This window comes from Caproicibacter fermentans, assembly GCF_009746625.1.
Classification (GTDB): Bacteria; Bacillota; Clostridia; order Oscillospirales; family Acutalibacteraceae; genus Caproicibacter; species Caproicibacter fermentans.
Genome location: NZ_VWXL01000027.1, coordinates 39,205 through 61,830, shown reverse-complemented (window position 1 = coordinate 61,830; position 22,626 = coordinate 39,205). Strand labels below are relative to the sequence as shown.

24 protein-coding genes are annotated in these 22,626 nt (G+C 54.1%); 10 read left to right on the top strand and 14 right to left on the bottom strand.

All coding sequences use genetic code 11. From position 1 onward, the window contains the following. Positions 1-116: 116 nt before the first annotated feature. From CAFE_RS05565 to msrB, 3 genes are read left to right on the top strand one after another with little or no spacing between them, the layout of a single operon-like run. Positions 117-419, top strand: a complete 303-nt coding sequence (locus tag CAFE_RS05565; RefSeq protein WP_156990041.1) for a hypothetical protein — start codon at positions 117-119, stop codon at positions 417-419. A gap of 23 nt (positions 420-442) precedes the next feature. Then, on the top strand, positions 443-643 hold the full coding sequence (locus tag CAFE_RS05560; protein WP_156990040.1) for a YwbE family protein: 201 nt from the start codon (positions 443-445) through the stop codon (positions 641-643). Between the two features lie 18 nt (positions 644-661). After that, entirely contained in the window at positions 662-1,606 is a 945-nt protein-coding gene (gene msrB, locus CAFE_RS05555; RefSeq protein WP_156990039.1) for a peptide-methionine (R)-S-oxide reductase MsrB, read from the top strand. A gap of 668 nt (positions 1,607-2,274) precedes the next feature. On the opposite strand, the gene gatB is transcribed toward msrB, so the two are convergent. From gatB to pdxR, 7 genes are all read right to left on the bottom strand, one after another. Then, positions 2,275-3,690 carry an Asp-tRNA(Asn)/Glu-tRNA(Gln) amidotransferase subunit GatB gene (gene gatB / locus CAFE_RS05550; RefSeq protein WP_156990038.1) on the bottom strand — a complete coding sequence of 472 codons (1,416 nt, stop codon included), beginning with the start codon at positions 3,688-3,690 and terminating at the stop codon, positions 2,275-2,277. Continuing rightward, on the bottom strand, positions 3,687-5,153 hold the full coding sequence (gene gatA, locus CAFE_RS05545) for an Asp-tRNA(Asn)/Glu-tRNA(Gln) amidotransferase subunit GatA (RefSeq protein WP_156990037.1): 1,467 nt from the start codon (positions 5,151-5,153) through the stop codon (positions 3,687-3,689). Before gatA ends, gatB begins: the two co-directional genes overlap by 4 nt. Before the next feature lie 10 nt (positions 5,154-5,163). Further along, a complete protein-coding gene (gene gatC / locus CAFE_RS05540; RefSeq protein WP_066645221.1) occupies positions 5,164-5,442 on the bottom strand; it encodes an Asp-tRNA(Asn)/Glu-tRNA(Gln) amidotransferase subunit GatC in 279 nt (92 codons plus the stop codon). Positions 5,443-5,461: 19 nt separating this feature from the next. Further along, positions 5,462-7,213, bottom strand: a complete 1,752-nt coding sequence (gene aspS / locus CAFE_RS05535) for an aspartate--tRNA ligase (protein ID WP_156990036.1) — start codon at positions 7,211-7,213, stop codon at positions 5,462-5,464. Between the two features lie 65 nt (positions 7,214-7,278). After that, complete coding sequence (locus CAFE_RS05530; RefSeq protein WP_156990035.1) at positions 7,279-7,797, bottom strand: peptide deformylase; 519 nt, start codon at positions 7,795-7,797, stop codon at positions 7,279-7,281. A gap of 231 nt (positions 7,798-8,028) precedes the next feature. Next, positions 8,029-9,243: a peptidase T gene (pepT, locus tag CAFE_RS05525; protein ID WP_156990034.1), complete on the bottom strand. Its 1,215-nt coding sequence runs from the start codon at positions 9,241-9,243 to the stop codon at positions 8,029-8,031. A gap of 18 nt (positions 9,244-9,261) precedes the next feature. Beyond that, positions 9,262-10,638 carry a MocR-like pyridoxine biosynthesis transcription factor PdxR gene (pdxR, locus tag CAFE_RS05520; protein WP_156990033.1) on the bottom strand — a complete coding sequence of 459 codons (1,377 nt, stop codon included), beginning with the start codon at positions 10,636-10,638 and terminating at the stop codon, positions 9,262-9,264. Between the two features lie 118 nt (positions 10,639-10,756). Here pdxR and CAFE_RS05515 point away from each other — a divergent pair, with 118 nt between their 5' ends. From CAFE_RS05515 to CAFE_RS05505, 3 genes are all read left to right on the top strand, one after another. Then, positions 10,757-11,284 carry a TIGR04002 family protein gene (locus CAFE_RS05515; RefSeq protein ID WP_066645228.1) on the top strand — a complete coding sequence of 176 codons (528 nt, stop codon included), beginning with the start codon at positions 10,757-10,759 and terminating at the stop codon, positions 11,282-11,284. Between the two features lie 27 nt (positions 11,285-11,311). Further along, positions 11,312-11,878 (top strand): ECF transporter S component, encoded by a 567-nt coding sequence (locus tag CAFE_RS05510; RefSeq protein ID WP_066645235.1) that lies wholly within the window; start codon positions 11,312-11,314, stop codon positions 11,876-11,878. Between the two features lie 80 nt (positions 11,879-11,958). Continuing rightward, entirely contained in the window at positions 11,959-13,281 is a 1,323-nt protein-coding gene (locus CAFE_RS05505; RefSeq protein ID WP_166525072.1) for a lipopolysaccharide biosynthesis protein, read from the top strand. Positions 13,282-13,338: 57 nt separating this feature from the next. Here CAFE_RS05505 and CAFE_RS05500 read toward each other — a convergent pair whose 3' ends face one another. After that, entirely contained in the window at positions 13,339-14,184 is an 846-nt protein-coding gene (locus CAFE_RS05500; protein ID WP_156990031.1) for a YitT family protein, read from the bottom strand. Positions 14,185-14,351: 167 nt separating this feature from the next. Between CAFE_RS05500 and CAFE_RS05495 the strand changes: the two genes are divergently transcribed. From CAFE_RS05495 to dcd, 3 genes are all read left to right on the top strand, one after another. Then, positions 14,352-14,750, top strand: a complete 399-nt coding sequence (locus CAFE_RS05495) for a Fur family transcriptional regulator (protein ID WP_066645243.1) — start codon at positions 14,352-14,354, stop codon at positions 14,748-14,750. A 502-nt stretch (positions 14,751-15,252) separates the two neighbouring features. Then, on the top strand, positions 15,253-15,531 hold the full coding sequence (locus CAFE_RS05490) for a zinc-ribbon domain containing protein (protein WP_066645245.1): 279 nt from the start codon (positions 15,253-15,255) through the stop codon (positions 15,529-15,531). 165 nt (positions 15,532-15,696) lie between these two features. Next, positions 15,697-16,224, top strand: a complete 528-nt coding sequence (gene dcd / locus CAFE_RS05485; protein ID WP_156990030.1) for a dCTP deaminase — start codon at positions 15,697-15,699, stop codon at positions 16,222-16,224. A gap of 38 nt (positions 16,225-16,262) precedes the next feature. Here the strand turns inward: dcd and CAFE_RS05480 are convergent, their stop codons facing one another. The 6 genes from CAFE_RS05480 to CAFE_RS05455 all read right to left on the bottom strand — a co-directional run bounded on the left by CAFE_RS05480 (position 16,263) and on the right by CAFE_RS05455 (position 22,116). Next, entirely contained in the window at positions 16,263-16,955 is a 693-nt protein-coding gene (locus CAFE_RS05480; RefSeq protein WP_156990029.1) for an anaerobic ribonucleoside-triphosphate reductase activating protein, read from the bottom strand. Next, positions 16,952-19,048 carry a ribonucleoside triphosphate reductase gene (locus CAFE_RS05475; protein WP_066645251.1) on the bottom strand — a complete coding sequence of 699 codons (2,097 nt, stop codon included), beginning with the start codon at positions 19,046-19,048 and terminating at the stop codon, positions 16,952-16,954. Before CAFE_RS05475 ends, CAFE_RS05480 begins: the two co-directional genes overlap by 4 nt. 121 nt (positions 19,049-19,169) lie before the next feature. Further along, on the bottom strand, positions 19,170-19,595 hold the full coding sequence (locus CAFE_RS05470; RefSeq protein ID WP_156990028.1) for a Fur family transcriptional regulator: 426 nt from the start codon (positions 19,593-19,595) through the stop codon (positions 19,170-19,172). A 29-nt stretch (positions 19,596-19,624) separates the two neighbouring features. Further along, complete coding sequence (locus CAFE_RS05465) at positions 19,625-20,443, bottom strand: metal ABC transporter permease (protein ID WP_066645257.1); 819 nt, start codon at positions 20,441-20,443, stop codon at positions 19,625-19,627. Beyond that, entirely contained in the window at positions 20,444-21,223 is a 780-nt protein-coding gene (locus tag CAFE_RS05460) for a metal ABC transporter ATP-binding protein (protein WP_156990027.1), read from the bottom strand. After that, complete coding sequence (locus tag CAFE_RS05455) at positions 21,220-22,116, bottom strand: metal ABC transporter solute-binding protein, Zn/Mn family (RefSeq protein WP_156990026.1); 897 nt, start codon at positions 22,114-22,116, stop codon at positions 21,220-21,222. The genes CAFE_RS05460 and CAFE_RS05455 overlap by 4 nt, the downstream gene beginning before the upstream one ends. A 271-nt stretch (positions 22,117-22,387) precedes the next feature. Here CAFE_RS05455 and CAFE_RS05450 point away from each other — a divergent pair, with 271 nt between their 5' ends. Beyond that, complete coding sequence (locus tag CAFE_RS05450) at positions 22,388-22,597, top strand: DUF378 domain-containing protein (RefSeq protein WP_066645265.1); 210 nt, start codon at positions 22,388-22,390, stop codon at positions 22,595-22,597. The last annotated feature ends 29 nt before the right edge of the window (positions 22,598-22,626 follow it).

Below are 22,626 nucleotides of genomic sequence, written 5' to 3'. Positions count from 1 at the left end.
TTGAACCTTGCGGGACGGACGCGAAAAGGCGTCCGTCCCGTTTTGTCTGCGGAGTCTTCCTTGACATCTATTTCAAAATTCATTACAGTAGAGGAAGAACCAGAGGTGAATTAAGAATGAATCAGGCAAAGCGGAAGAAAATATCCATGCGGCTGCTTCAGCTTGCGGCGTCGGTCTTCGGTTTCGCCACTCTGGCGGAGCTTGGTGCCGCCGGAATTCCTGCGGTACGGCAAATGAACTTTTTGCGGGGGCCGGCTGCGGTGATCGGCGGGGCTGACGTGCCGACGGCAATCTATGTGACGTCGCAATCGCCGCTGGCAATGCTGGCGCCGCTTGCTTTTGCGCTGCCGCCGGTTTTTACGGCGGCGACACTCTTTTTGCTGCATCGGCGCAAAAAGGGAAAAACCGACGAATCATAGCGTCAATATGGGAGGTAAGACCGATGAACGGTCAAACGAGAAGCAATGTCAAGATCGGCGCGCTGGTCGATATCGTACTGAAAAAAGACCAGCCGACCGGAAAACTGACGCGCGGGCATGTGAAGCGGATTCTGACGAAAAGCCCGACGCATCCTCATGGAATCAAGGTGATGCTGGAGGAGGACGATCAGGTCGGGCGTGTGCAGAATATTGTGGAAGAATAAGACATCGGAGGAACTAAAATGGCTGAAATTTTTTTGGCGGGCGGGTGTTTCTGGGGAATGCAGAAATACATCTCGTCCGTTCACGGGGTAACGAAAACCGAAACAGGCTATGCGAACGGGCCGACCGAAAGCCCGACCTACGAACAGGTATGCGGAAATTCCGGACACGCGGAGACGGTCCGCGTGGAGTATGATTCCAAGGAGGTATCGCTCGGCTTTTTACTGCGCCTTTATTTCGACGCGATCGATCCGACTGCGGTGAATCGTCAGGTCGGGGACAGCGGAATTCAATACCGTACCGGAATTTATTACACGGAGGAATCGGATTTGCCGGTGATTCGCTCCGAAATCGACCGGCTTCAAAAAACACTTTCAAACCCGGTCGCGATCGAAGTCCTGCCGCTTGCGAATTTTTATCCGGCGGAAGAGTACCATCAGGAGTATCTGGACAAAAATCCGGGCGGTTACTGTCATATCAGCCCGGCGAAAATTCAGAAAGCCGCACAGGCGTCCGATCCGGCCTTGCGGTTCTCCGCGCCGGACGCGGTGACACTGAAAGAAAAACTGACTCCGATGCAGTTTGATGTGACGCAGAACGCGGCGACGGAACCGCCGTTTCAAAATGAATACTGGGATTCGAACCGACCGGGCATTTATGTGGACGTAACCACCGGAGAGCCGCTGTTTACGGCAAAGGATAAATTCGATTCCGGCTGCGGCTGGCCCAGCTTTTCAAGGCCGCTTTCTCAGGAGCTGGTCACGGAACGCAGGGATATGAGCCACGGGATGATTCGCACGGAAATACGCAGTAAGAAAGGAAACGCCCACCTGGGGCATGTGTTCCCGGATGGGCCGCGGGAGCGCGGCGGCCTGCGGTACTGCATCAACAGCGCGGCGCTCCGGTTTATTCCGAAAGAGGATATGGAAAAAGAGGGCTACGGCGAGTGGATTGACCGGGTTTGAAGCATAAAATCTTCCAAAGTCGTTTACCGGTTAAAGTAATGCTAGTATAAAAAAGCGATTGAAATTTCCAGATATTGGTGATATCTTAAACTTAAGATTTATTCTAAACTAAAAAATAGATTTGGAGGAATTAGAGTGAAAAAGAACGTGGCTTTTTTGTTGGTGGCGTTATACTCATTTTATCCATGTTGCTTTTCTATAATAATGTTCGGATAGGCGGTGCCTATCAGTGGGGCCTCCGGTTGGTTATTTATTGCCTTGCCTGTTGAAAAGAATTTCTGGTTTGCTGAATTTGCGGGTTAAGTTCGTCATAAGCCAAGCAAATTAAAAATTTGTTTGTTTAAGCTTGACCTGCTATGATACCAGAGAATGACAAGGAATTATTTCATGTTATGAGTTTTTAAAAAATGAAGAAAGCATTGCGATCTATTCTGGCTGTTTTTACCGTATTGGCTGCTTCAGTGAGTTCGTCGGCTTATGTGACCACAGTGGGTAGCGGTTGTGATCCTAACGAACGCTTAGCATTTGCGATAAGCAAGCCTAACGATGGAGGGCAAGCAACGGGTTCTATCACGGTAAGCCACCCATAAATGCACTTTAAAAAAATGAGAGACTGTCATGAAGGCAGTCTCTCATTTTGTATCTTGAAGCGTTCGGTGAAATCTTTATCAACGCCGAATAATGTCCGCCAGCAGCTTTTCCGCTTCCTGCGGGTTGGCCCTTCCGCGCGTCGCCTTCATGACGGAGCCGAGAATCGCCTTGAGCGCTTTTTCTTTCCCGGCGAGGTAGTCCGCGGCGGCGGCTTCGTTTTCCGCAACCGCTTTTTCGCAGACGGCCTTCAAATCGTCCGCGCTCATCCCGGCAAGATCCTGTTCGCTGAGAAATTCCTTTGCCGGCTTGCCGGTGTCCAGCATCTTTTCGAGCGTGGATTTGACCAGATTCATGCGGATTTTTCCGGAATCCAGAAGCAGAATCAGCTCGTGAAGCTGTTCGGGAGTAACAGCAACTTCGAATTGCTCCTTTTCCGCTTCCGTGCCAAGACGGGCAAACATCTGCCCTAAGATGCAGTTGGCAACGGCGCGGGGGTTTTTGGCGCCTTTTGCGGCAGTTTCAAAGTAATCGGCGATGCGGCGGTGTTCAATCAAAAGACGGGCGTCCGCTTCCGGAAGATCGAAATCCGAGACAAAACGCGTCAGGCGCTTTTGCGGGTCTTCCGGCATTTGCTTTTGAATCGATTTTCGCATCTCGTCGGAAACAAGAATGGCGACAAGGTCCGGCTCCCGGAAATAGCGGTAGTCGTCCGCGTCCTCTTTGCCGCGCATCCCTTCCGTACAGCCGGAGCCTTCGTCGAACCGGCGGGTTTCCTGAACCACTTCCTCACCGCTTTGGATCAGATCGACCTGACGGTCGAATTCGTATGCGATGGCCTTTGCCATGTACGCAAGCGAGTTCATATTTTTAATTTCGGCGCGGGTTCCGAATTCTTCCTGCCCAACGGGGCGCACGGACACGTTGACGTCGCAGCGGAGGGAGCCCTCCTGCATTTTGCAGTCGGAAACGCCGATATAACGCAGAATCATCTGGAGCTTTTCCACATATTCCTGCACTTCCTCAATGCTCCGCAAATCCGGTTCCGTTACAATCTCGATCAGCGGAACGCCGCCGCGGTTGTAATCGACAAAGGTGTTTCCTCGGTCGTGCACCAGCTTGCCCGCGTCCTCTTCGATATGAATGCGGTTCAGCCGGATGCGGCGGCCGTTTGAAAGCCCGACCCAGCCGCTTTTGCACAGCGGCATGTCGTACTGGGAAATCTGGTAGGCTTTCGGCAAATCGGGGTAGACGTAGTTTTTGCGGTCCATTTTGGAAACCGGGCTGATTTCGCAGTTTGTCGCGAGACCGGCCATGACGGCGTACTCCACGACGGCCTTGTTCAGTTTGGGCAGCGTGCCCGGCAGGCCGATGCAGATCGGGCAGCAGTGCGTGTTCGGCTCTCCGCCGAACTCCGTCGAGCAGGAGCAGAAAATCTTCGTCTTTGTGGAAAGCTCCACATGAGTTTCAAGTCCGCAGATCAGCTCGTAATTCATAGCACAACCCCCGTTTCAACAGCACGGAATACGTCTCTCCGCGCCGCCTGTTCATACTGGAACGCGGCGTTTAAGAGGGCCGGCTCTGAAAAACGGGCACCGATGAGCTGCAGCCCGACCGGCATCGAGTCGCCGCCGAAGCCGCAGGGAACGCTGATCCCCGGCAGGCCGGCGATGTTCACCGGTACCGTGCAGATATCGGTCAGATATGTTTCCACCGCGTCCTGAGCGGTAAAATTGAGCGGAAACGCCGTCATTGGGACGGTCGGGACGGCAATCACGTCGCAGTGTGCAAACGCGTCTTCGAATGCCCTGATCAGCGTGCCGCGCAGATTCTGCGCTTTTTTATAAAACGCATCGTAATACCCGGCGCTTAAAACATAGGTTCCGAGCAGGATACGGCGTTTTACCTCCGCGCCGAAGCCTTCGCTGCGCGTCTTGCAGATCATTTCGTCGCGGTCTGCGTAATGCTCCGTGCGCGCGCCGTAGCGGATGCCGTCGTAGCGCCCCAGATTGGAGGAAGCCTCCGCGCAGGCGAGAATATAGTAAACGGGAAGGCTGTATTGGATGGACGGCATCGAAAAATCCACGATTTCCGCCCCAAGGGATTCATAAACCTTCAAAGCGTTTTGCAGCGCGGCTTTCACGTCTTCGCGCACGCCGTCAAAGTATTCTTTTGGAACACCGATTTTCATACCCTTGATGTCTTTTCCCAGAGAAGAGAACGCGGGCTGTGCTTTTTCGCTGCTGGTGGAGTCCATCGGGTCGTATTTTGCGATCGCGTCATACACCAGCGCGGCGTCCTCAACACTCCGGGTGATCGGGCCAATTTGATCGAAGCTGGAGGCGTACGCGATCAGCCCGTAGCGCGAAACCGCGCCGTAGGTGGGCTTCAGGCCGACAATGCCGCAGAAGCTGGCAGGCTGGCGAATCGAGCCGCCGGTGTCGGAGCCAAGCCCGAACGCGGCGAGGTTGCCCGCCACGGCCGAAGCGACGCCGCCGCTGCTGCCGCCCGCGACGCGCTCCGTATTATGCGGGTTTCTTGCTCCGCCGAAGCAGGAGGTCTCACAGGAAGAACCCATCGCGAACTCGTCCATATTTGCCTTGCCGATGAGTACGGCGTCCTGCCTTTTTAAAATATCCCAGACGGTCGCGTCGTAAATCGGGGTGTAGCCCCGCAGAATTTTTGAGCAGCAGGTCGTTTCAATTCCGTTTGTGGAAATGTTGTCTTTCAGCGTCATCGGAATGCCGGCGAGCGGAGAGAGCTCTTCTCCCGCCGCGAGCTTGCGGTCCACTTCCGCGGCGGTTTTCAGCGCGGCTTCCGGCGTCAGCTTCACATAGGCGTTCAGGCGCTTGTTTTCCGTTTCGGCGGAGTGCAGATATTGTTTCGTCAGCTCCGTGCAGCTGATTTCCTTTGAGCGCAGGAGCTTTCCGATTTTAGGGATGATTCCGTATGGTTCCATCGGGCCCCTCCTACATGCGGCGGCGAACCAGGAAATATCCGTCTTCCTGATTCGGCGCGTTTTTTAAAATTTCCTCCCTGTCATAGGAGGGAACAACCTTATCCTCGCGGAATACGTTCGAAAGGCTGTTACTATTGTCAAAATCGGAATCCTCTGCGGCAACCGAATTGACGGCGTCGGCGAATTCGATGATGCTGTTCATGTCTTTGGTCAGGCTGTCAAGCTCCTCCGGCGCGACGGAAAGCTTTGCCAGACGCGCGATCTTCAGGATTTCTTCGTGGGTGACCATGTTCCAGACTCCTTCCGGATTATTTTCTCAGCCGGATATGCACTTCCCGCAGCTGCTGCTCCGTGACTTCGTTCGGCGCTCCCATCATCACGTCCTGCGCGTTGGAATTCATCGGGAACGCGATGACCTCGCGGATATTGTCTTCGCCGGTCAGCAGCATCAGCATGCGGTCGACGCCGGGCGCCATGCCCGCGTGCGGCGGCGCGCCGAACTGAAACGCGTGGTATAGGGAGGTGAATTTGGTTTCCAGCTCTTCTTCGGTGTAGCCCGCGATTTCAAACGCCTTTTTCATAATATCGACGCGATGGTTGCGCACCGCGCCGGAAGAAAGCTCCACACCGTTGCAGACAATGTCGTACTGGTAGGCGAGCACCTCTTCCGGCTTCTTCGTAAGCAGCGCTTCCATCCCGCCCTGGGGCATGGAAAACGGGTTGTGCGTAAAGACCGTTTCGCCGGTCTCAGGGTCGAGTTCAAACATCGGAAAATCGACGATGAAGCAAAGGTCGAAGCGGCTTTCGTCGATGAGGCCCAGCCTGCGGCCCAGCTCCGTGCGAACCTGTCCGGCCAGTCCCGCGACCGCGTCGGCTTCGTCGGCGATGAAGAACACAACGGTACCGGGCTTCAGTTCCGCGCGGCGGGTCAGCTCATTGCGTTTCTCGTCCGGAAGATATTTGTTGATCGGCCCCTGATAAACGCCGTCTTCCGCCACTTTGATATAGCCAAGACCCTTCATGCCGATGCTTTCGGCAAATTTCAGCATGCCTTCAAAAAAGCTCTTCGGCTGTTTTCCGCAGTCCTGCACGCTGATGGCCCGAACAATTTTATTTTGAAACGGCTTGAAGGCTGTTCCCTCAAACAAATCGGTAATATCCTGAATCAAAAGCGGATTGCGCAGGTCCGGCTTGTCGGAACCGTATTTCAGCATGGACTCCGCATAGGGAATGCGCGGGAACGGGGCCTTTGTCACGGTTTTATCCGAAAATTTCGAGAACGTTTCGCCGATTACTTCTTCGGCGACCTTGAACACATCCTCCTGGGAGGCGAACGCAAGCTCGAAATCCAGCTGGTAAAATTCACCCGGCGAGCGGTCGGCGCGCGCGTCTTCGTCCCGGAAGCACGGCGCGATCTGGAAATAACGGTCGAAGCCGGAGACCATCAGAAGCTGTTTAAACAGCTGGGGAGCCTGCGGCAACGCGTAAAACTTGCCGGGGTGCCGACGGCTGGGAATCAGATAGTCCCGCGCGCCTTCCGGAGAAGAAGCGGAAAGGATCGGCGTCTGAATTTCCAGAAAACCGAGGTCGGTCATTTTCCTCCGCAGAAACGAGATAACCTTTGACCGCAGCACGATATTCTCGTGGACCTTCGGGTTGCGCAGGTCGAGAAAACGATATTTCAGGCGGACGTCCTCCTTGGTTTCCCGGGAGAGGGGAACCTCGAACGGAAGGCTTTCCAGAACCTTGCCGAGCACGGTGAGTTCGCTCACCTTTACCTCGACCGTTCCGGTCGGAATTTTGGGATTGACGGTTTCCTCGTCGCGCAGAACGACAGTGCCGGACGCGGTCAGGCTGCATTCGCGGCTGACTTCATTTAAGAGGGCGTCATCGTAAACGACGATCTGGACCACGCCGGAATGATCCCTGATATCCAGGAATTTGATTCCGCCGTGGTCCCGGATATTTTCGACCCATCCCGCAACGCGGACTTCTTTTCCGATTTCCTGTTCGCTGACTTCGCCGCAAAAATGCGTGCGGTACTGGTTGACTAGGTTCATTTTCCGTTTATCCCCTTTAACTGCATTCTTTTAAACATCAATTATATCATGAAACAAAAAGTGATTCAATGAACGGCCTTGTCACGGCACAGCAGAGCCTTTTCCGGGTTGATTCGGAAGGAATGGCTGTCCAGCGCCCGCTGAACGGCCAGAATCCCGTCCAGATGGTCGTATTCGTGCTGAATAAGCTCAGAAAGATCTCCTTCACAGACAAGAGTGTGAGGCCGAAACTGCGCGTCCAGAAAATTAACGGTACACCGTTTGTAACGGAGCAGGCGAACTTCCAGGCCGGGAAAGCTCATGCAGTCGTCCCAGAGCTCAAACCTTTCCCCGGAGAATTCCAGCGTCGGATTAACAAAAGTCAGCTCCCGGCTGCCGAAATTCATGCAGATGACGCGAAACGGCTCGCCGATCTGCGGGGCGGCGACGGCACGTCCGTAACCGTACCGCCGCTGAAAGTCGTCCAGAGTATCCCGCAGATCGCGGATGACCTGCGCCGCTTTTTCGGCTTCGTCCGGAGAGACCTTCCGACAGGTGGTGTACAGGGCCTTGTTTCCCAACAGAAGAATCTCACGAACCGCCATAGCAACCATCCTTTGTTCATTTCGATGTTTTAGTGTTTTATTGATTTATCATATCATATTTTTGCATTGATTACGATAGAAAATTTCAAAAAACGTCCTGATTTTCTCAGCCTAATCCGGTAAACGCCGAAACATAAATCATCCCGTTTTCCCCAAGGGGTCCGGCGCGGCCGGAGCCGGAGAAAGCATTTAAGGCACAGCCTTACCGGCGCGCCGAGGGTTGGATCAAAATTATGAATCCGTTTTTACAAGATGGACCAGAATTTCAACGATTTTATCCATCGCCTGGATCGGGATGAACTCAAATCTGCCGTGAAAATTCTGCCCGCCGGTCGGCAGGTTCGGGCAGGGCAGCCCCATAAACGACAGACGGGCCCCGTCCGTGCCGCCGCGGATCGCAACGGCGCGCGGGGTTACGCCGGCTTCTTTCATCGCCCGTTCGGCCCGTTCGATGATTTCGGGATGCTTCTCGATTTCCTGCTTCATATTATAATAGGAATCGGTAAGCGACAGCTCAAACGTTCCGACGCCGTATTTGTCATTCAGATAATCCGCGATTCTGCGCACGGTTTCCTTTCTCGACTCGAATTGATTTCGGTCATGGTCGCGGATAATATAGCGCAGTTCGGCCTCTTCCGCGTCGCCGGAAATCCGCGTCAGGTGGTAAAAGCCCTCGTACCCTTCAGTATGCTCCGGGGTTTCCGCCGCCGGAAGCATGGAGTGGAATTCCATGGCAAACTGCGCGGCGCTGCGCATCCGGTTTTTCGCGTCGCCCGGATGAACGCTGACTCCGTGAACGGTCACGACGGCTCCGGCCGCGTTGAAGTTTTCGTACTCCAGCTCGCCCAGCGTACCGCCGTCCACCGTATAGGCAAAATCGGCGCCGAAGCCCTCGACGTCGAAGTGGTCCGCGCCGCGCCCGATTTCCTCATCCGGGGTAAAGGCGACGGCGATTGCTCCGTGCGGCGTATGATTCTTGTTCAGTTCTTCCACAGCGGTCAGAATTTCCGCTACGCCGGCCTTGTCGTCCGCGCCGAGCAGGGTGGTGCCGTCGGTCACGATCAGGTCGTCCCCGACGTAATCCGAGAGGTTCCGGTAATCCTGCGCGCGCATCACAATGTTTTTCTCCCGATTCAGAACAATGTCGCCGCCGCCGTAATTTTTCACGATTCTCGGCTTGATTCCCGCGCCCGGCGCGGCCTCGGAGGTGTCCATGTGGGCGATCAGGCCAATGACCGGCGCGGCCGTCTCACAGTTTGCGGGCAGCGTGCCGTAGACATAACCGGAATCATCCCGGCGGACGTCCGAGAAGCCGAGCGACTTCATTTCTTCCGCCAGCGCGTCCGCAAGAACGAGCTGCCCCGGCGTGCTGGGGCAGCTTTCGCTGTCCTCGCTGGACATGGTGTCAAACGACGTGTAGTGAATCAGTCTTTCAAAAGCTTTCATGTTGTTTTCGTCTCCTTTTTATGATAAAACGTCTTTCCAGGCCGTTTTCAGGCATTGGACCGCGTTTTTGATCTGTTCCGACGGAATCCCGGCGAATCCGAGCAGGACTTTTTCGCCCCCAGAGGTGGTTCCGATGCGTACCCCTTGCCGGAGAGCCAAATCGCGCAGGGTTTCCGCGTCGGTGTCCGCGTGTACGGTCAGGATCATGCTCAGCGGCGTCTCCTGAAGCAGAATTTCCACACGGCCGCCGAACGCCGATTTCAATTCGTGCGACAGAAGATCGCATTTGGAACCGTAGAGCTTGCGCAGCCGCCGAAGGTGGCGTTCCATCTGTCCGCTTTTCATATAGTTGGCGAGCGCGAGCTGTTCGATTTTGGAAGCCGTCTGATTGTAGTTTCCGGCTCTCCGGCGGTAACGCTCCAGCAAATCCGCCGTCAGCGCCATGTACCCGATGCGGACCGACGGCAGAAGCAGTTTGGAAAACGAACCGATGTAAACAACGCTTCGTCCGGCGCCCATTCCCTGAAGGGCGGGAATCGGCCGCGCGCGGTAGCGGAGCTCGCCGTTGTGGTCGTCCTCAATGATAATTCCGCCGTTTCCCCACGCCCACCGAAGCAGCTCCATCCGGCGGCTGATCGGCAGGCTCGTTCCGGTGCGGACCCGGTTGGACGGCCCGACGAACAGGAGCCTTGCGCCGCTAGCCGCAAGCGCGTCCATCCTTGGCCCGTCCTTGTCCCCGGGCAGTTTCAGAACTTTAAAGCCGCAGTCGGAGAAAATCTGTTCCGCCTGCCGAAAGCCGGGTTCTTCCATGGCCACGGTCGTTTCGCCGCCGTTTAAAAGGCCGCATAGGATAGACAACAGCGGCTGCGTTCCGGCGCCGATGACAATCTGGTCCGGGGAGGCAAGCACGCCGCGCGCGCCGTAGCTGTAGGAGGACAGCGCTTCACGCAGCGCGTATTCCCCCTGATGATCGCCGTAAGAGGCGATGAGCTCCTGTCGGTTCAGCACGTCCCGAATCTGCCTCCGCCAAAGCTTCAAATCCATATTTTCGCTGTCCACGCAGTCGCTGCCGAAGTTATAGACGGCCTGCGGTGCGGCCGGGCGGGGCGCCGGGGAAGGCAGAACAGCCCGGACCGGTTCCGGCCGGCGAGCGTCCAGCACAAAGTATCCGCGCTGCGGGCGCGCGCGGATGTAGCCCTCAACACAGAGCTGTTGATAGGCGCTTTCCACCGTTGTGCAGCTGACGTTCAGTCCTTCTGCCAGCGCACGAATGGAGGGAAGGCGCTCTCCGGCTTTCAGGTAACCCGATTCTACCGCGCGGCGGATTGCTGAATAGAGCTGCTGATACAGCGGAACGGAGGATTCGCCGTTCAGCTGCAGAAAATCATATGTCATAAGCTCCCTCAACTGTACTGAAAGAATTTTTTCAAACTGTATATTTCAATAGAAACAGTTATTCGCTATTATTATACCAACGTAATTTTTGCAAATCAATCCTATTGGAGGTAAAAGCATGAAAAAAACAGCATCGACGGGCCTGATTGTCTTCACGGCGCTGTTCGCCGCGCTGATATTTGTCGTTACCGCGTACCTGTTTCATATTCCGACCCCGGTCACCGGAGGATATATCCATCTGGGGGACGCGTTCCTATACCTGGCGGCAAGCATTCTGCCTCTTCCTTACGCGGTGGCCGCGGGCGGCATCGGCGAGGCGCTTTCGGACGGCCTGACCGGCAGCGTCGTCTACGTGCTGCCCACGCTTTTGATTAAATCGGTGATGGTTCTGTGCTTTGCATCGGCGGCAAAATCGATTGTCACCAAGCGGAACCTGATTGCCTGCGCGGCGGCGGGAGGAATCTGCGTCGCGGGGTATTATTTGACCGAAGTGATTCTGCTCGGCAGCTTTGCGGCTCCTGTGGCGGAAATTCCGGGAAACCTGATTCAGGCGGCAGCAAGCGCGGTTATTTACATTCTGGTTGGCCGCGCGTTCGACCGGATGAAGCTGAAAAGCCGCTTGGCCGTGATGGTAAAGCAGCATTAGCTTGAGAAAAACAGGAGGGAATGCGATATGAGAAGTAAAAATCAAACCGTCAATCTCGCGCTGGCGGGGCTTATGGGTGCGCTTGTCTTTGTCGCGACGGTATTTTTTAAGGTTCAGATTCCCGTCGGCGGAGACAAAACGATGATCGGGCTTGCCAACGTGTTCTGTATTCTTTCCGGGCTGCTGCTCGGCCCGGTTTACGGAGGACTGGCCGCGGGGGTAGGTTCCTTTCTGTTTGACATTACGAACGGGTGGGCGTCCAGCGCGCCGGTCACGCTTGTGACCAAATTCGCGATGGCCTGGATCTGCGGCCTGATCGCCTGGGGCGGGGACGGCCGCGGCAAAAAGCTGTCCCGCGTCATTGTCGGGGCCGTGGCCGGCTCGGTTTCTTACAGCGTTCTGTATCTGGCCTACTCGGCGGTGAAAGAGTTGGTTTTTGGCGACGCGGCGCAGACGGTTCAGATGGTCTTGCTGTCGAAACTGGGAGCGACCGCCACCAACGCGGTGTTTGCGGACATCATCGCGGTGCCCCTGTACTTTGCCGTTCGCAGAGCCTTGGCGCGCAGTTTTCCGGAAGCGCGCGGCAGCCGGTGAAAATTCGGTTGTGATTCTGCTGAGATAATGCTATAATGACTCCGTTCCAAAAAACTGGCAGGACGGAGTCGTTATTTGCGATGAAACAAAAAAGAGAAAAAAAGATACAAAGCGCAGTGGTGCGCGATTCGGTAAACACGTTCGGGACCAATTTGTTCGGTTCCGTCATAACCCTGTTCTCGCAGCTCATCGTCCTGAACCGCGTGGAACCCGAAATCAGGGGATATTTCACACAGATGCAGCAGTGGGGCGAAGGGTTCTTCACAATCCTCGGCCTCAGCGTCACATCCGCCGTTATCTATTACGTCGCCCGAAACTCGATCCGAAACACCAGACACGCGATCGGGAGACTGAGCATAAGCATTGCGGCGGCAATTATCATCCTGGGAGCCGCTACCCTGTTTTTTCTGCGCGGCAGTTCTTTTTTCACTTCGACGCCGGGGCAGTTTTTGGTTGCGATCGTTATTTACAGTGTCCTCTCTTTTCTGTTTAACATCTGCACGTCAATCCTTCGCGGTGAAAACAAGTTTAAATCATATAATTTGGTCAACCTTGTCCAGCGAATCCTGATGGCTGCGCTGGCAGTCGCGGTCTTTTTGCGCCCGAATGTGTTTTTCTGGGTCTGGGGCGCGATAGCCGTTTCGCTTGTGACTCTGCTTCTTGCGCTCTGGGGGGTCGTGCGCTGGAACGGCCCGATGCAGGAACCCGCGCCGGAAAATGACCTGCCCGTCGGTGTTGGGAGCATGATTGGGTACAGTCTGAAGGCTCACGTGAGCAACGTGATGACCTACCTGAACTCATATCTGGGCGGATATATCGTCCAATGGGTTTCCAGTATTGCCAATTTCAGCATCTATAATTTGGCGGTCACGATGATGCGGCAGGTCTGGATTTTGCCGGATGCCGTCAGTCAGGTTATCCTGAGCAGAATCTCAGGAATGACGCAGATGAAGGACAAAGTCCGTCTTACTTTGCTTTCCTCCAAGGTGGTTACCTACATCACGACGCTTGGTGCCGTTGCACTTTATTGGGTCGCACGTTTTCTGGTACCGATTGTGTTTCCGATGTATGTGGGGACGCTGGGTCCGCTGCCCTATCTGATGATCGGTTCCGTTTTTTATTCCTATTCCAAGGTCCTTGGAAACTCCATTGCGGGTTATGGGCATCCGGAGCTGAATATTATCCCTACCGCGCTTGGAATTGTTATAAATATTATTTCCAGCCTGATTCTTCTTCCGCTGATGGGCACGAACGGAATCGCTCTGGCTACGTCGATTTCGATGACGGCGCAGTCCGTTTCCTGCATCGTAATTTTCTGCCGGTTTTCCCACACGCAGTTTTACCGGCTGCTGGTTCCGGACCGCGAAGAGATCGCGATGGTTGCGAGAGTTTTCCACAAATAAGCGGCGTTCCGTTAAAAGTAAGGCCGGGCGGCAGTTTGCCGCCCGGCCCTATTGCTCTTATTCGCTGTGAAAGCCCCTGCCGATGATTTCACTGGTGTTGCAGATGAGAAGGAACGCCTCCGGTTCCACCGAGCGGATATACCGGCGCAGCTGTGCCGCCTGAGAGCGGTTCATCACCGTGAAAATGATATATTTGTGATGGTGGGAGTAGGCGCCGACCGCGTCGCATACCGTCGCGCTGCGGTTCAGCTTTTTGACGATATACTCAAGGATCTGCTCCGGTTCGGAGCAGATCACATTAAAATATTTATTCAGGTTGATGTTCTCAATCACGCTGTCGACGATCAGCGATTTTGCAAGAAGCCCCAGAAAAGAGAACAGTGCCGTTTTGATGCTGAAAACAAGAAAAGAAGAAAGAGTAATCAAAAGGTCGCTGAAAAACAGCGCCCGGCCGATATCGACGCTCGTGTATTTTTTCAAAATCATCGCGACGATGTCAGTGCCGCCGGAGGAAGCGCCGGAGTGAAACAGCAGGGCGGAACCGAAGGCGGGCAAAAGCACCGCGAAAACAAGCTCCAGCATCGGATCATCGGTCAGCGGCCGTTTCATCGGAACCAGCCGCTCCAGTACCCAGACGGTGCCGGAAAGCAAAAAGCTTGCGTAAACCGTTTTGACTCCGAAGCTCCGTCCCAGAAAAATGAACCCGCAGACAACCAGCAGGGCGTTCAAAACAAAGTTGACACTCGCGGGCGAAAGCGGGGTCACATATCCCAAAACCACGGAAAGACCCGACACACCGCCGAATGTAAAATTATTCGGAAATTTAAAAAAGTAGATGCCAGCCGATATGACGAGTGTGCTCAGCGTAATCAGGGCAAATTCCCTTGCGGAGTCCTTCTTCATAACAAGTCCTTTCTTATGCTTCATTTCGCACATAATTATACCATTATTTTGATTTGACTGAAAGATCGATTAAAAAATTTTGAGAAACCCTTTACAAACGATGTGAGAAGTGCTAAACTAAAAACAGTAGGAATTATTGTTTTTGTCAATTATATCAGAGGTGACCTATGGAGAAACGACGAAACTACAGTCGGAAACGGGAGGCGATTTTGAACGCCGTACGTTCCACGACAAGCCATCCCACAGCGGACTGGGTTTACGAAAAGCTGAAACCGGAATATCCCGATTTGAGCCTCGGCACGGTTTACCGGAATCTGGCGCAGTTTAAACAGGACGGCACTATTATCAGCGTCGGTGTGGTCAACGGTCAGGAGAGATATGACGGGAACGTGAAACCACACACCCATTTTGTCTGCTCAAAATGCGGGTCCGTGATTGATATACCGGACGACTATATCGGCGCGGACCGGATTGAACAGGCGGAACGAAAATACCGTCTGCGAATTGATTCGACGGATATTCTGCTTCGGGGCGTTTGTCCCGATTGCCTGAAAAAAGCAGAGTAAAAAAAGCAAAAGCGGAATATCTGCTGCGGTTCAAAAACCAACTTATGACACGTTTCCCGATACCGGAGATGACCAAGCATGCGAGTCACGGTTACGGATTCCGCGCCTTTAAAGTCGTTATTTTTACAAGTGATTTTTACAGCGGTCAGAATATGCCGGACCGGCGGAATTTTCCGCCGGTCTCTTTTTCCTTTTTTGTCAAACGCGGGCATGGTCCTTTTACTCCCGGAAAGAATCGTGTTTCTCTCTTAATCGTCAATATATCTGAAAAAAAACGGATATTTCATGACTAACTAGAAAGTATTTTAAATATTTTTCACTTATTCAAAAATAACGCTTGACAATTTTATCATTCTGGTATAATCTATGTTGCGTAGAGGTGAGAAATCACACTCGTTATAGATGCCCCAGTAGCTTAACGCAAGAGCATTTGGTAAATTCCAAAGGTTGTCGGTTCAACTCCGTCCCAGGGCAAAAAATTATCACAAGTGAGGTAAAAAATATGTTTGAGGACAAAACGTTAGTCTGTCAGGAGTGCGGGAAGGAGTTTGTCTGGACTGCCGGCGAGCAGGAATTTTACTCTGCGAAAGGGTTTACCAATGAACCGAAAAGGTGCCCTGAATGCCGGAAAGCCCGCAGGATGAGCCAGAAACCGCAGAGAGAGATGTTCGACGCTGTTTGCGCAGCGTGCGGAGCTCCGTGCAAGGTTCCGTTCCAGCCGACGGAGGGTCGTCCGGTTTACTGCAGCGAATGCTTTGCGAAGATGAAAGAAGAAGCCTGAACCTGAGAATACATGAAGGCCGGAGCCGATGCGCCGGTACTGTTTCTTGTAATTCGGTCGGAAAGTGAATTATGTACGATAAATGCGGGCGACCGCATTTATCGTATTTTTGTATCAGGGTCCGGTCATGAAGATTTGTCCTTTATATGGGAAAGGAAGCAAGCTATGATCCTGTCGGGCAGGGAAATTCTCCGCCGCATGGGCGGCGATATCGTCATTGAGCCCTTTGATGAGAAAAAAATCAATCCGAACAGCTATAATCTGTCTTTGTACAATGAACTGCTCGTTTATGAGAAAGCCGTTCTGGATATGAAAAAGCCGAATCCGGTTCAGAAAATTCTGATTCCCGAGTCCGGCCTCCGGCTGGAGCCCGGGCGGCTGTATCTGGGAAGAACGGCGGAATATACGCGCACCGAGCGCCTGGTGCCTATGCTGGAAGGGCGTTCCTCCGTCGGGCGGCTGGGTTTGTTTATCCATATCACCGCGGGATTCGGCGACGTGGGCTTTTCCGGATACTGGACGCTTGAGATGTTCTGTACGCAGCCGATCGTGATCTATCCGGGGGTTGAAATCTGCCAGATTTATTACCACACGATCGAGGGGGACTACGACCCGTACCAAAGCGGCAAATACCAGAACAACAGCGGGATTCAGCCAAGCCTGCTGTACCGGGAATTTGAACCGGAAGAATAAAGCGAGCCGCCTTTTCTGTGAGGAAAAGGCGGCTCATTTTATTTTGCCAGGTTCATGTTCGGCTGCACGGAAGCCATTTTGCGGGCAAAGCCGGCGATCTGTTCCTGTGTCCACGGCACGGAGCAAATCCGTTCCTCGTCGCAGGGCTTGTACGGCGACGGTTTTCGGTAGCGGTTCAGCGTCCACCGGGGGACGGCGGGAAGCTCTGCGGCCATTTGCATCAGGTCGGATTCCAAAAGCTGAGGAATAACGGTTGTGCGAACCTCGAACGGCGCCCCGCTGCCTAAGAGAAGCTCCACGGTTTCCCGCACGGCCGCGGCGTCGGTTCCGGTGCCGCAAATTTCCTCATAGCGCGCGGACGGAGCCTTGTAATCCACCGCGAAGTAGCTGCACGCGCCGCTTTTCAGTACCTCGGAAACCGCTTCTGGATTCGAGCCGTTCGTATCCAGCTTGACCCGGTAGCCAAGGGACTTAAATTCCAGTAAAGTCCCGGTCAGATCGGGCTGCAGGGTCGGCTCCCCTCCGGTTACGACCACGGCGTCGAGCAGACCCGTCCGCTTTTTCAAAAACGCAAGGACGGCGTTCGGGTCGAGAATTTCATGCGGGCCGGTAAGCAGGGAACGGTTGTGGCAGTAAAAACAGTCGTAATTACAGCCGGGAACGAACAGCACGCAGGAAACAAGGCCCGGATAGTCGACAAGAGAGCTTTTCTGGATCCCCGCGAAAATCATATGGCCTGTTCCTTGATCACAAATTTTTTGCGTTCGCGGTATTCTTCCTGTTTGCCGCGGTTAAAGTTCTGGACCGGACGCAGGTACCCGACGACACGGCTCCACACTTCGGCGGGCTTTCCGCAATGGGGGCAGGTGAAATGTTCGCCGGCGATATAGCCGTGGTCGCTGCAGATGGAGAAAGTCGGGGTCAGAGAGATATAAGGGAGCTTGTAGTTGGTGAAAATCTTACGGATCAGGCGCTTGGCGGCCTCGGTGTCGTGAATTTCCTCACCCAGATAGAAATGCAGAACCGTTCCGCCGGTATAAAGAGACTGCAGCTCATCCTGAAGATCAAGCGTTTCAAAAATATCGTCCGTGTACCCGACGGGCAGCTGGGTCGAATTCGTATAGTAAGGCTCCTGTTCCCCCGCGGTGATGATGTCGGGATAGCGGGCCTTATCCAGTCTGGCAAGGCTGTAACTGGCGCCCTCCGCGGGCGTCGCTTCCAGATTGTAATAGTGGCCGGTTTCTTCCTGAAGGTTCAGAATGAAGTCGCGCATGTAGTTGAGCGTGTCGACTGCAAATTTCTGCCCTGCTTCCGTTGTCAGGTCACAGTCCTGGCCGAACAGATTCATGCAGGCTTCGTTCATTCCGATCAGGCCGATCGTGTTGAAATGATTGTACCAGTAATCCCCGGTCTTTGCCTTGACGTCTTTCAGATAATTGCGGGCGTACGGATACAGTCCGCGCTCGGTCTGCTCCTCAATGACCTTTCTCTTGATTTCGAGGCTTTCCTTGGCGATGGTCATTTCTTTCCAAAGGCGCATGCGGAATTCGGACTCCGTTTTGGAAACGTAGGCGATGCGCGGCAGATTGACGGTTACAACGCCGATGGACCCGGTCAGCGGATTGGAGCCGAACAGGCCGCCCCCGCGCTTGCGCAGCTCGCTTTTGTCGATCCTCAGGCGGCAGCACATGGAAAGCGCGTCTTCGGGGGAGAGGTCGGAGTTGATATAGTTGGAGAAGTAGGGAATTCCGTATTTGCAGGTGATTTCCATAAAACGGTTGACGACGGGGCTGTCCCACTGAAAATCCTTTGTGACGTTGATGGTCGGAATCGGGAAGGTGAACACGCGTCCCTTGCTGTCGCCCTCCATCATCACGTCGCAGAACGCGAGGTTGATGATGTCCATTTCTTTCTGAAAATCACCGTATTTTTCCGGCATCACGGCTCCGCCGACCGTTACGTTCTGGTCGCGCAGCGTGCGGGGGACGACAATATCGAACGTCAGATTTGAAAACGGGCACTGAAAACCGACGCGGGTCGGTACGTTCAGATTGAATATAAACTCCTGAAGCGCTTGCTTGACCGCTTGATAATCCATGTGATCGTAACGGACGAACGGCGCGCAGTAGGTGTCGAACGACGACCAGGCCTGTGCTCCGGCGGTCTCGCCCTGGGTCGTGAACGTGGAATTGACAATTTGCCCCAGAAAAGAACGCAGGTGCTTCGGCGGTTTGGATTCCACCTTGCCGGACACGCCGCCGAATCCGCCCTGAAGAATCTGCCGCAGGTCCCAGCCCGCGCAGTACGGGCCGAAGAATCCGAGGTCGTGAATGTGAATGTCTCCCGACAGATGCGCGTCGCGGATTTCCTGCGGATAAATCTCATGCAGCCAGTAGTTTTTGGTAAACGCTTCGCGGACATAATTGTTCAGTCCGTTGATTGATTTCTGCGTGTTGGCGTTCTCGTTGATTTTCCAGTCGCTGTCGTTCAGATATTCGCCGAACATATTGATCGTCGCGCCGATCAGCGCGTTGGATTCGCGCGCGGAGCGTCTTTTCTCGCGGTACAGAATATAAGCCTTGGCTGTTTTTGCGTGTCCGTTTTCAATCAGGACCTTTTCGACGATGTCCTGAATTCCCTCAACGTCTGCTACGCCCTCCGGGTATTTTTGCGAAGCGATGGAAACAACCTGATCCGCCAGATGTTCCGAAGTGGCGAAATCGTCTCCCCCGACCGCGGTCGCGGCCTTAAAAATCGCCCACACGATTTTTTCCTTTTTAAACAGCGCTTTGGTCCTGTCCCTTTTGATAATATGTGTCAGCATGAACATTCCTCCCGCATTCCCCTTCAGACAGGGCAATATATAGTTTATTGCTTTACTGCGAATACTATATATACTAATATCTATACGGGGATTTGTCAATAGAACGGGAGGGAAAAGAGTTTCAGCCTTTCCGTTTGCCGCGGCAGTCCCGGCAGTAGCCGTAAATTTCAAGGCTGTGTCCGGTCACGTCAAAACCGGTTTTGTCGGTCAGTTCCTTTTCGTAGGATTTCAGCGGGCAGTCGTCCAGCGGGAACATCCTGTGGCAGCCAAGGCAGACCAGATAGTGGCGGTGCTTGTCGTCCAGCTCAAACAGGGCGCCGCACTCTTCCACCGTGCTCAGCCGGCGAACGGCTTTTTTTTCAATCAGAAGCTCCAGAACGCGGTAGACGGTGGAAAGACTGACGGTTTCCCCCTGCTCCCGCAGCCCGAAAAAAATACCTTCTGCCGAAACAGGCCGGCCGCTTTGCTCCAGAATCCCGATGATCTCCCGGCGCTGCCGGGTGTTTTTCAGTCCGCAGCTTTTCAGGCGGCCCTTGCTGTCTTCCATGATGTTTCTTCCTCCCGGGTTCAGAATTTTTAGGAAACACGGCCCTGTTCCCGGCCCCGCAGACCGTACACAATCAGATAACTCACGGCGGAAAGGATTACAATGCAGGCCCCCGAAGCGATATTCAGCGTATAGGAGAGCCAGAGCCCCGCGAGGCAGAAAACCGCCCCGAAGAAGATGGAGTAGCAGATCCGTCTGCCGAAGCTGTTCGTCAGCAGGCCCGCGACAGCCGCGGGCGCGGTCAGAAGCGCCAGCACAAGAATGATCCCGACCACCCGGATCAAAACCACGACGGTCATCGCGACCAGAACCAGCAGAAGATAGTTGAGGCGTTCGGTATTGACTCCCGTCACGGCCGCGAATTCCTCGTCGAACAGGTAGGCTTTCCAGGTGTCGTAAAAAACGGCCACGGCGGCAAGAACCAGAACCGTGAGGCAGGCCATCAAAAGAAGATCGCCGCGCGTCACGGAGAGGATATTCCCAAACAGATACGAGGTCATGTCGGGCGGGTAACCCGGGGTCAGCGCGACGAAAAGGATTCCCAGCGCCATACCGAAAGACCAGAACAGGCCGATGACAACGTCGGAATGCGTTGTTTTCCTCCGGCTGATTTTTCCGATGGCGAGCGCGCCGCCGACCGCAAACAGAAAAGCGCCGAGAATGGGCTCGAATCCCAGCAGGTACCCTAGCCCCACGCCGCCGTAAGAGGTGTGCGCGATCCCGCCGCTGAGCATGACAAGCTTTTTTTCGATGACGATGACGCCGATGATGCCGCAGACAATGCTGGAAAGCAGACCCGCGGCCAGCGCGTTCTGAAGAAATTGATATTGAAACAAAGCGGAAATCATTTATCGGTCCTCCCCGTGCGTTTTTAAAACCCGATGCGGCACGCCGTGCGCGATCAGGTCGACCGGGCAGCCGTAAAGGGCGTCGACCGTGTTGCGGTCGAGTTCCGGCTCGCCGTGGTAAACCAGACCGCCGTTGAGACAGGCCAGCCGGTGGACCCGGGAGGACACCGCCATCATGTCGTGCGTGACAAGCAGAATCGTCATTTTACGGTTCAGCTCCCCCAGCAGGTCGTAAATCTGTCTGCGCGATTTTGCGTCGACACTTGCGGTCGGCTCGTCCAGCAGAAGAATTTTCGGGTTTTCCGCAAGGGCGCGGGCGACCAGCATCCGCTGGAATTCTCCGCCGGACAGGCCGGAAATCTGCCGGGAGGCGAGCTCTCCGATGCCGACTTCTTGAAGCGCGGCGTCGGCAGCCGCGCGGTCGGCTCCGGAATACCGGTGAAAGGGAAGGCGGCTTCGTGTCAGCCGTCCGGTCAGGACGACTTCGCGCACCGTAACCGGGAAGCTGCGGTCAATATTCGCAAACTGCGGAACGTATCCGACCAGCATGCCGGTTTTGCCCGGGGCTTTTCCGCAGATCGAAATGCTTCCTCCCGAAATCGGCACAAGGCCCAGAATGGAACGGAGCAGGGTGGTTTTTCCGCCCCCGTTCGGCCCGATGATCCCCAGATATTCCCCCTGAGTGACGTCAAGGCTGACATCATGCAGGGCGGTGAACGCCCCGTACCGGACGGTTACGTGACTGATTTCTACGACTTTTTGACCGGGCTCTGCCGTCATTTCATAGCCTCCACCATGGTATTTGCCATTTTTTTCAGATTTTCCACATAATCGGGCGCAAGTGGGGAAAGTTCTACAGTTTTTCCGCCGATTTCCTCCGCGAAGGCCTGCGACTGCTTGCTGTCGATTTCCTCCTGATAGAAAATTGCGCGGATCTTTTGCTTTTTTGCCAGATCAACCATTTCCTGCAGATGCTGCGGAGTCGCTTCCTTGCCCTCCTCCTCGAGCGAATACATGGTCAGGCCGTAGTCTTCGGCCAGGTAACCGAACGCAGGGTGAAAGACAAGAAAGCTTTTATTTTGCATGTTGGAAAAGATGTTTTTCAAATCGGAATCCAGCGAATCAAGCTGCTTTGCATAGTTCTCAGCATTCTGCCCGTACTGCGCTTTGTGCTGCGGATCCACCGTTTCACATTCCCGAGCAATGGTTTCCACCATCACCTTTGCGCGCTTGGGGGAAAGCCAGATGTGCGGGTCGCGTTCCCCTGACGGGAACGTGCGGTCTGGGTATTCCTTTGAAACGGCATCCTGAAGGCGGATGACTTTTATGGTTTCCAAATCGGCTATAGCCGGGAGAATAGAAGATTCCTCAACGGGTACACCCACCGCAAAATAAAGGGCCGCGCGGCTGAGTTCCTCTTTTTCTTTGGGCGTCGGCTCATAGGTTTCCGGGCTGTATCCGGAAGGGACGGCGGTCATTACCTCCATATAGTCGCCGCAGACAGCTTTGGCGAAGGTTGCCTCCGGCACGACGGTTACGGCAATAACAGGTTTCTGATCCGATTTTTCCGGCACGGACGAAGATGCCTGCTGTACGCCGGACGACGAGGCGCATCCTGTCAGAACCATCGTAAAGGAGATCAGCATTCCAATGTAAAAGTTAAATCGTTTCATTAGTTCACTCCATTCCAAATGCGAATAATTTGCATTTGCATTATGCATTCTATCATAGAAGAATGGATTTGTAAATGTTTTATTTTATGGAGAAAGGGATAGAATATTTTCTGACCGAGCCATAAGTCGCGCAAACGAAAAAACACGATCATATTGCGTGCGGCGTTGGCCGCACCTGTAAATTCCGGCCGCATAAAAATATAAAAATATGATTCTTTGATGAATAATATGAATTTCCTCGGTAAAAATACTTTTTGAAAGGGGTAATATCATGCTTGATAAAATTGCTTTGATTCTGGTCATTATCGGCGGACTGAATTGGGGGTCCATCGGACTTTTCGGGTTTGACATTGTCGCTTGGATCTTTGGCGGGCAGCTCACGGCCGGCAGCCGCATCGTATTCGTCGTGGTAGCCATTTCCGCGCTGTGGTGCCTGAGATTTCTGTTTCGTGACGACGAAGAACCTGTTCACAACGCGTAGACTTTTTTTAACCTTAAAATAGCCGTCGT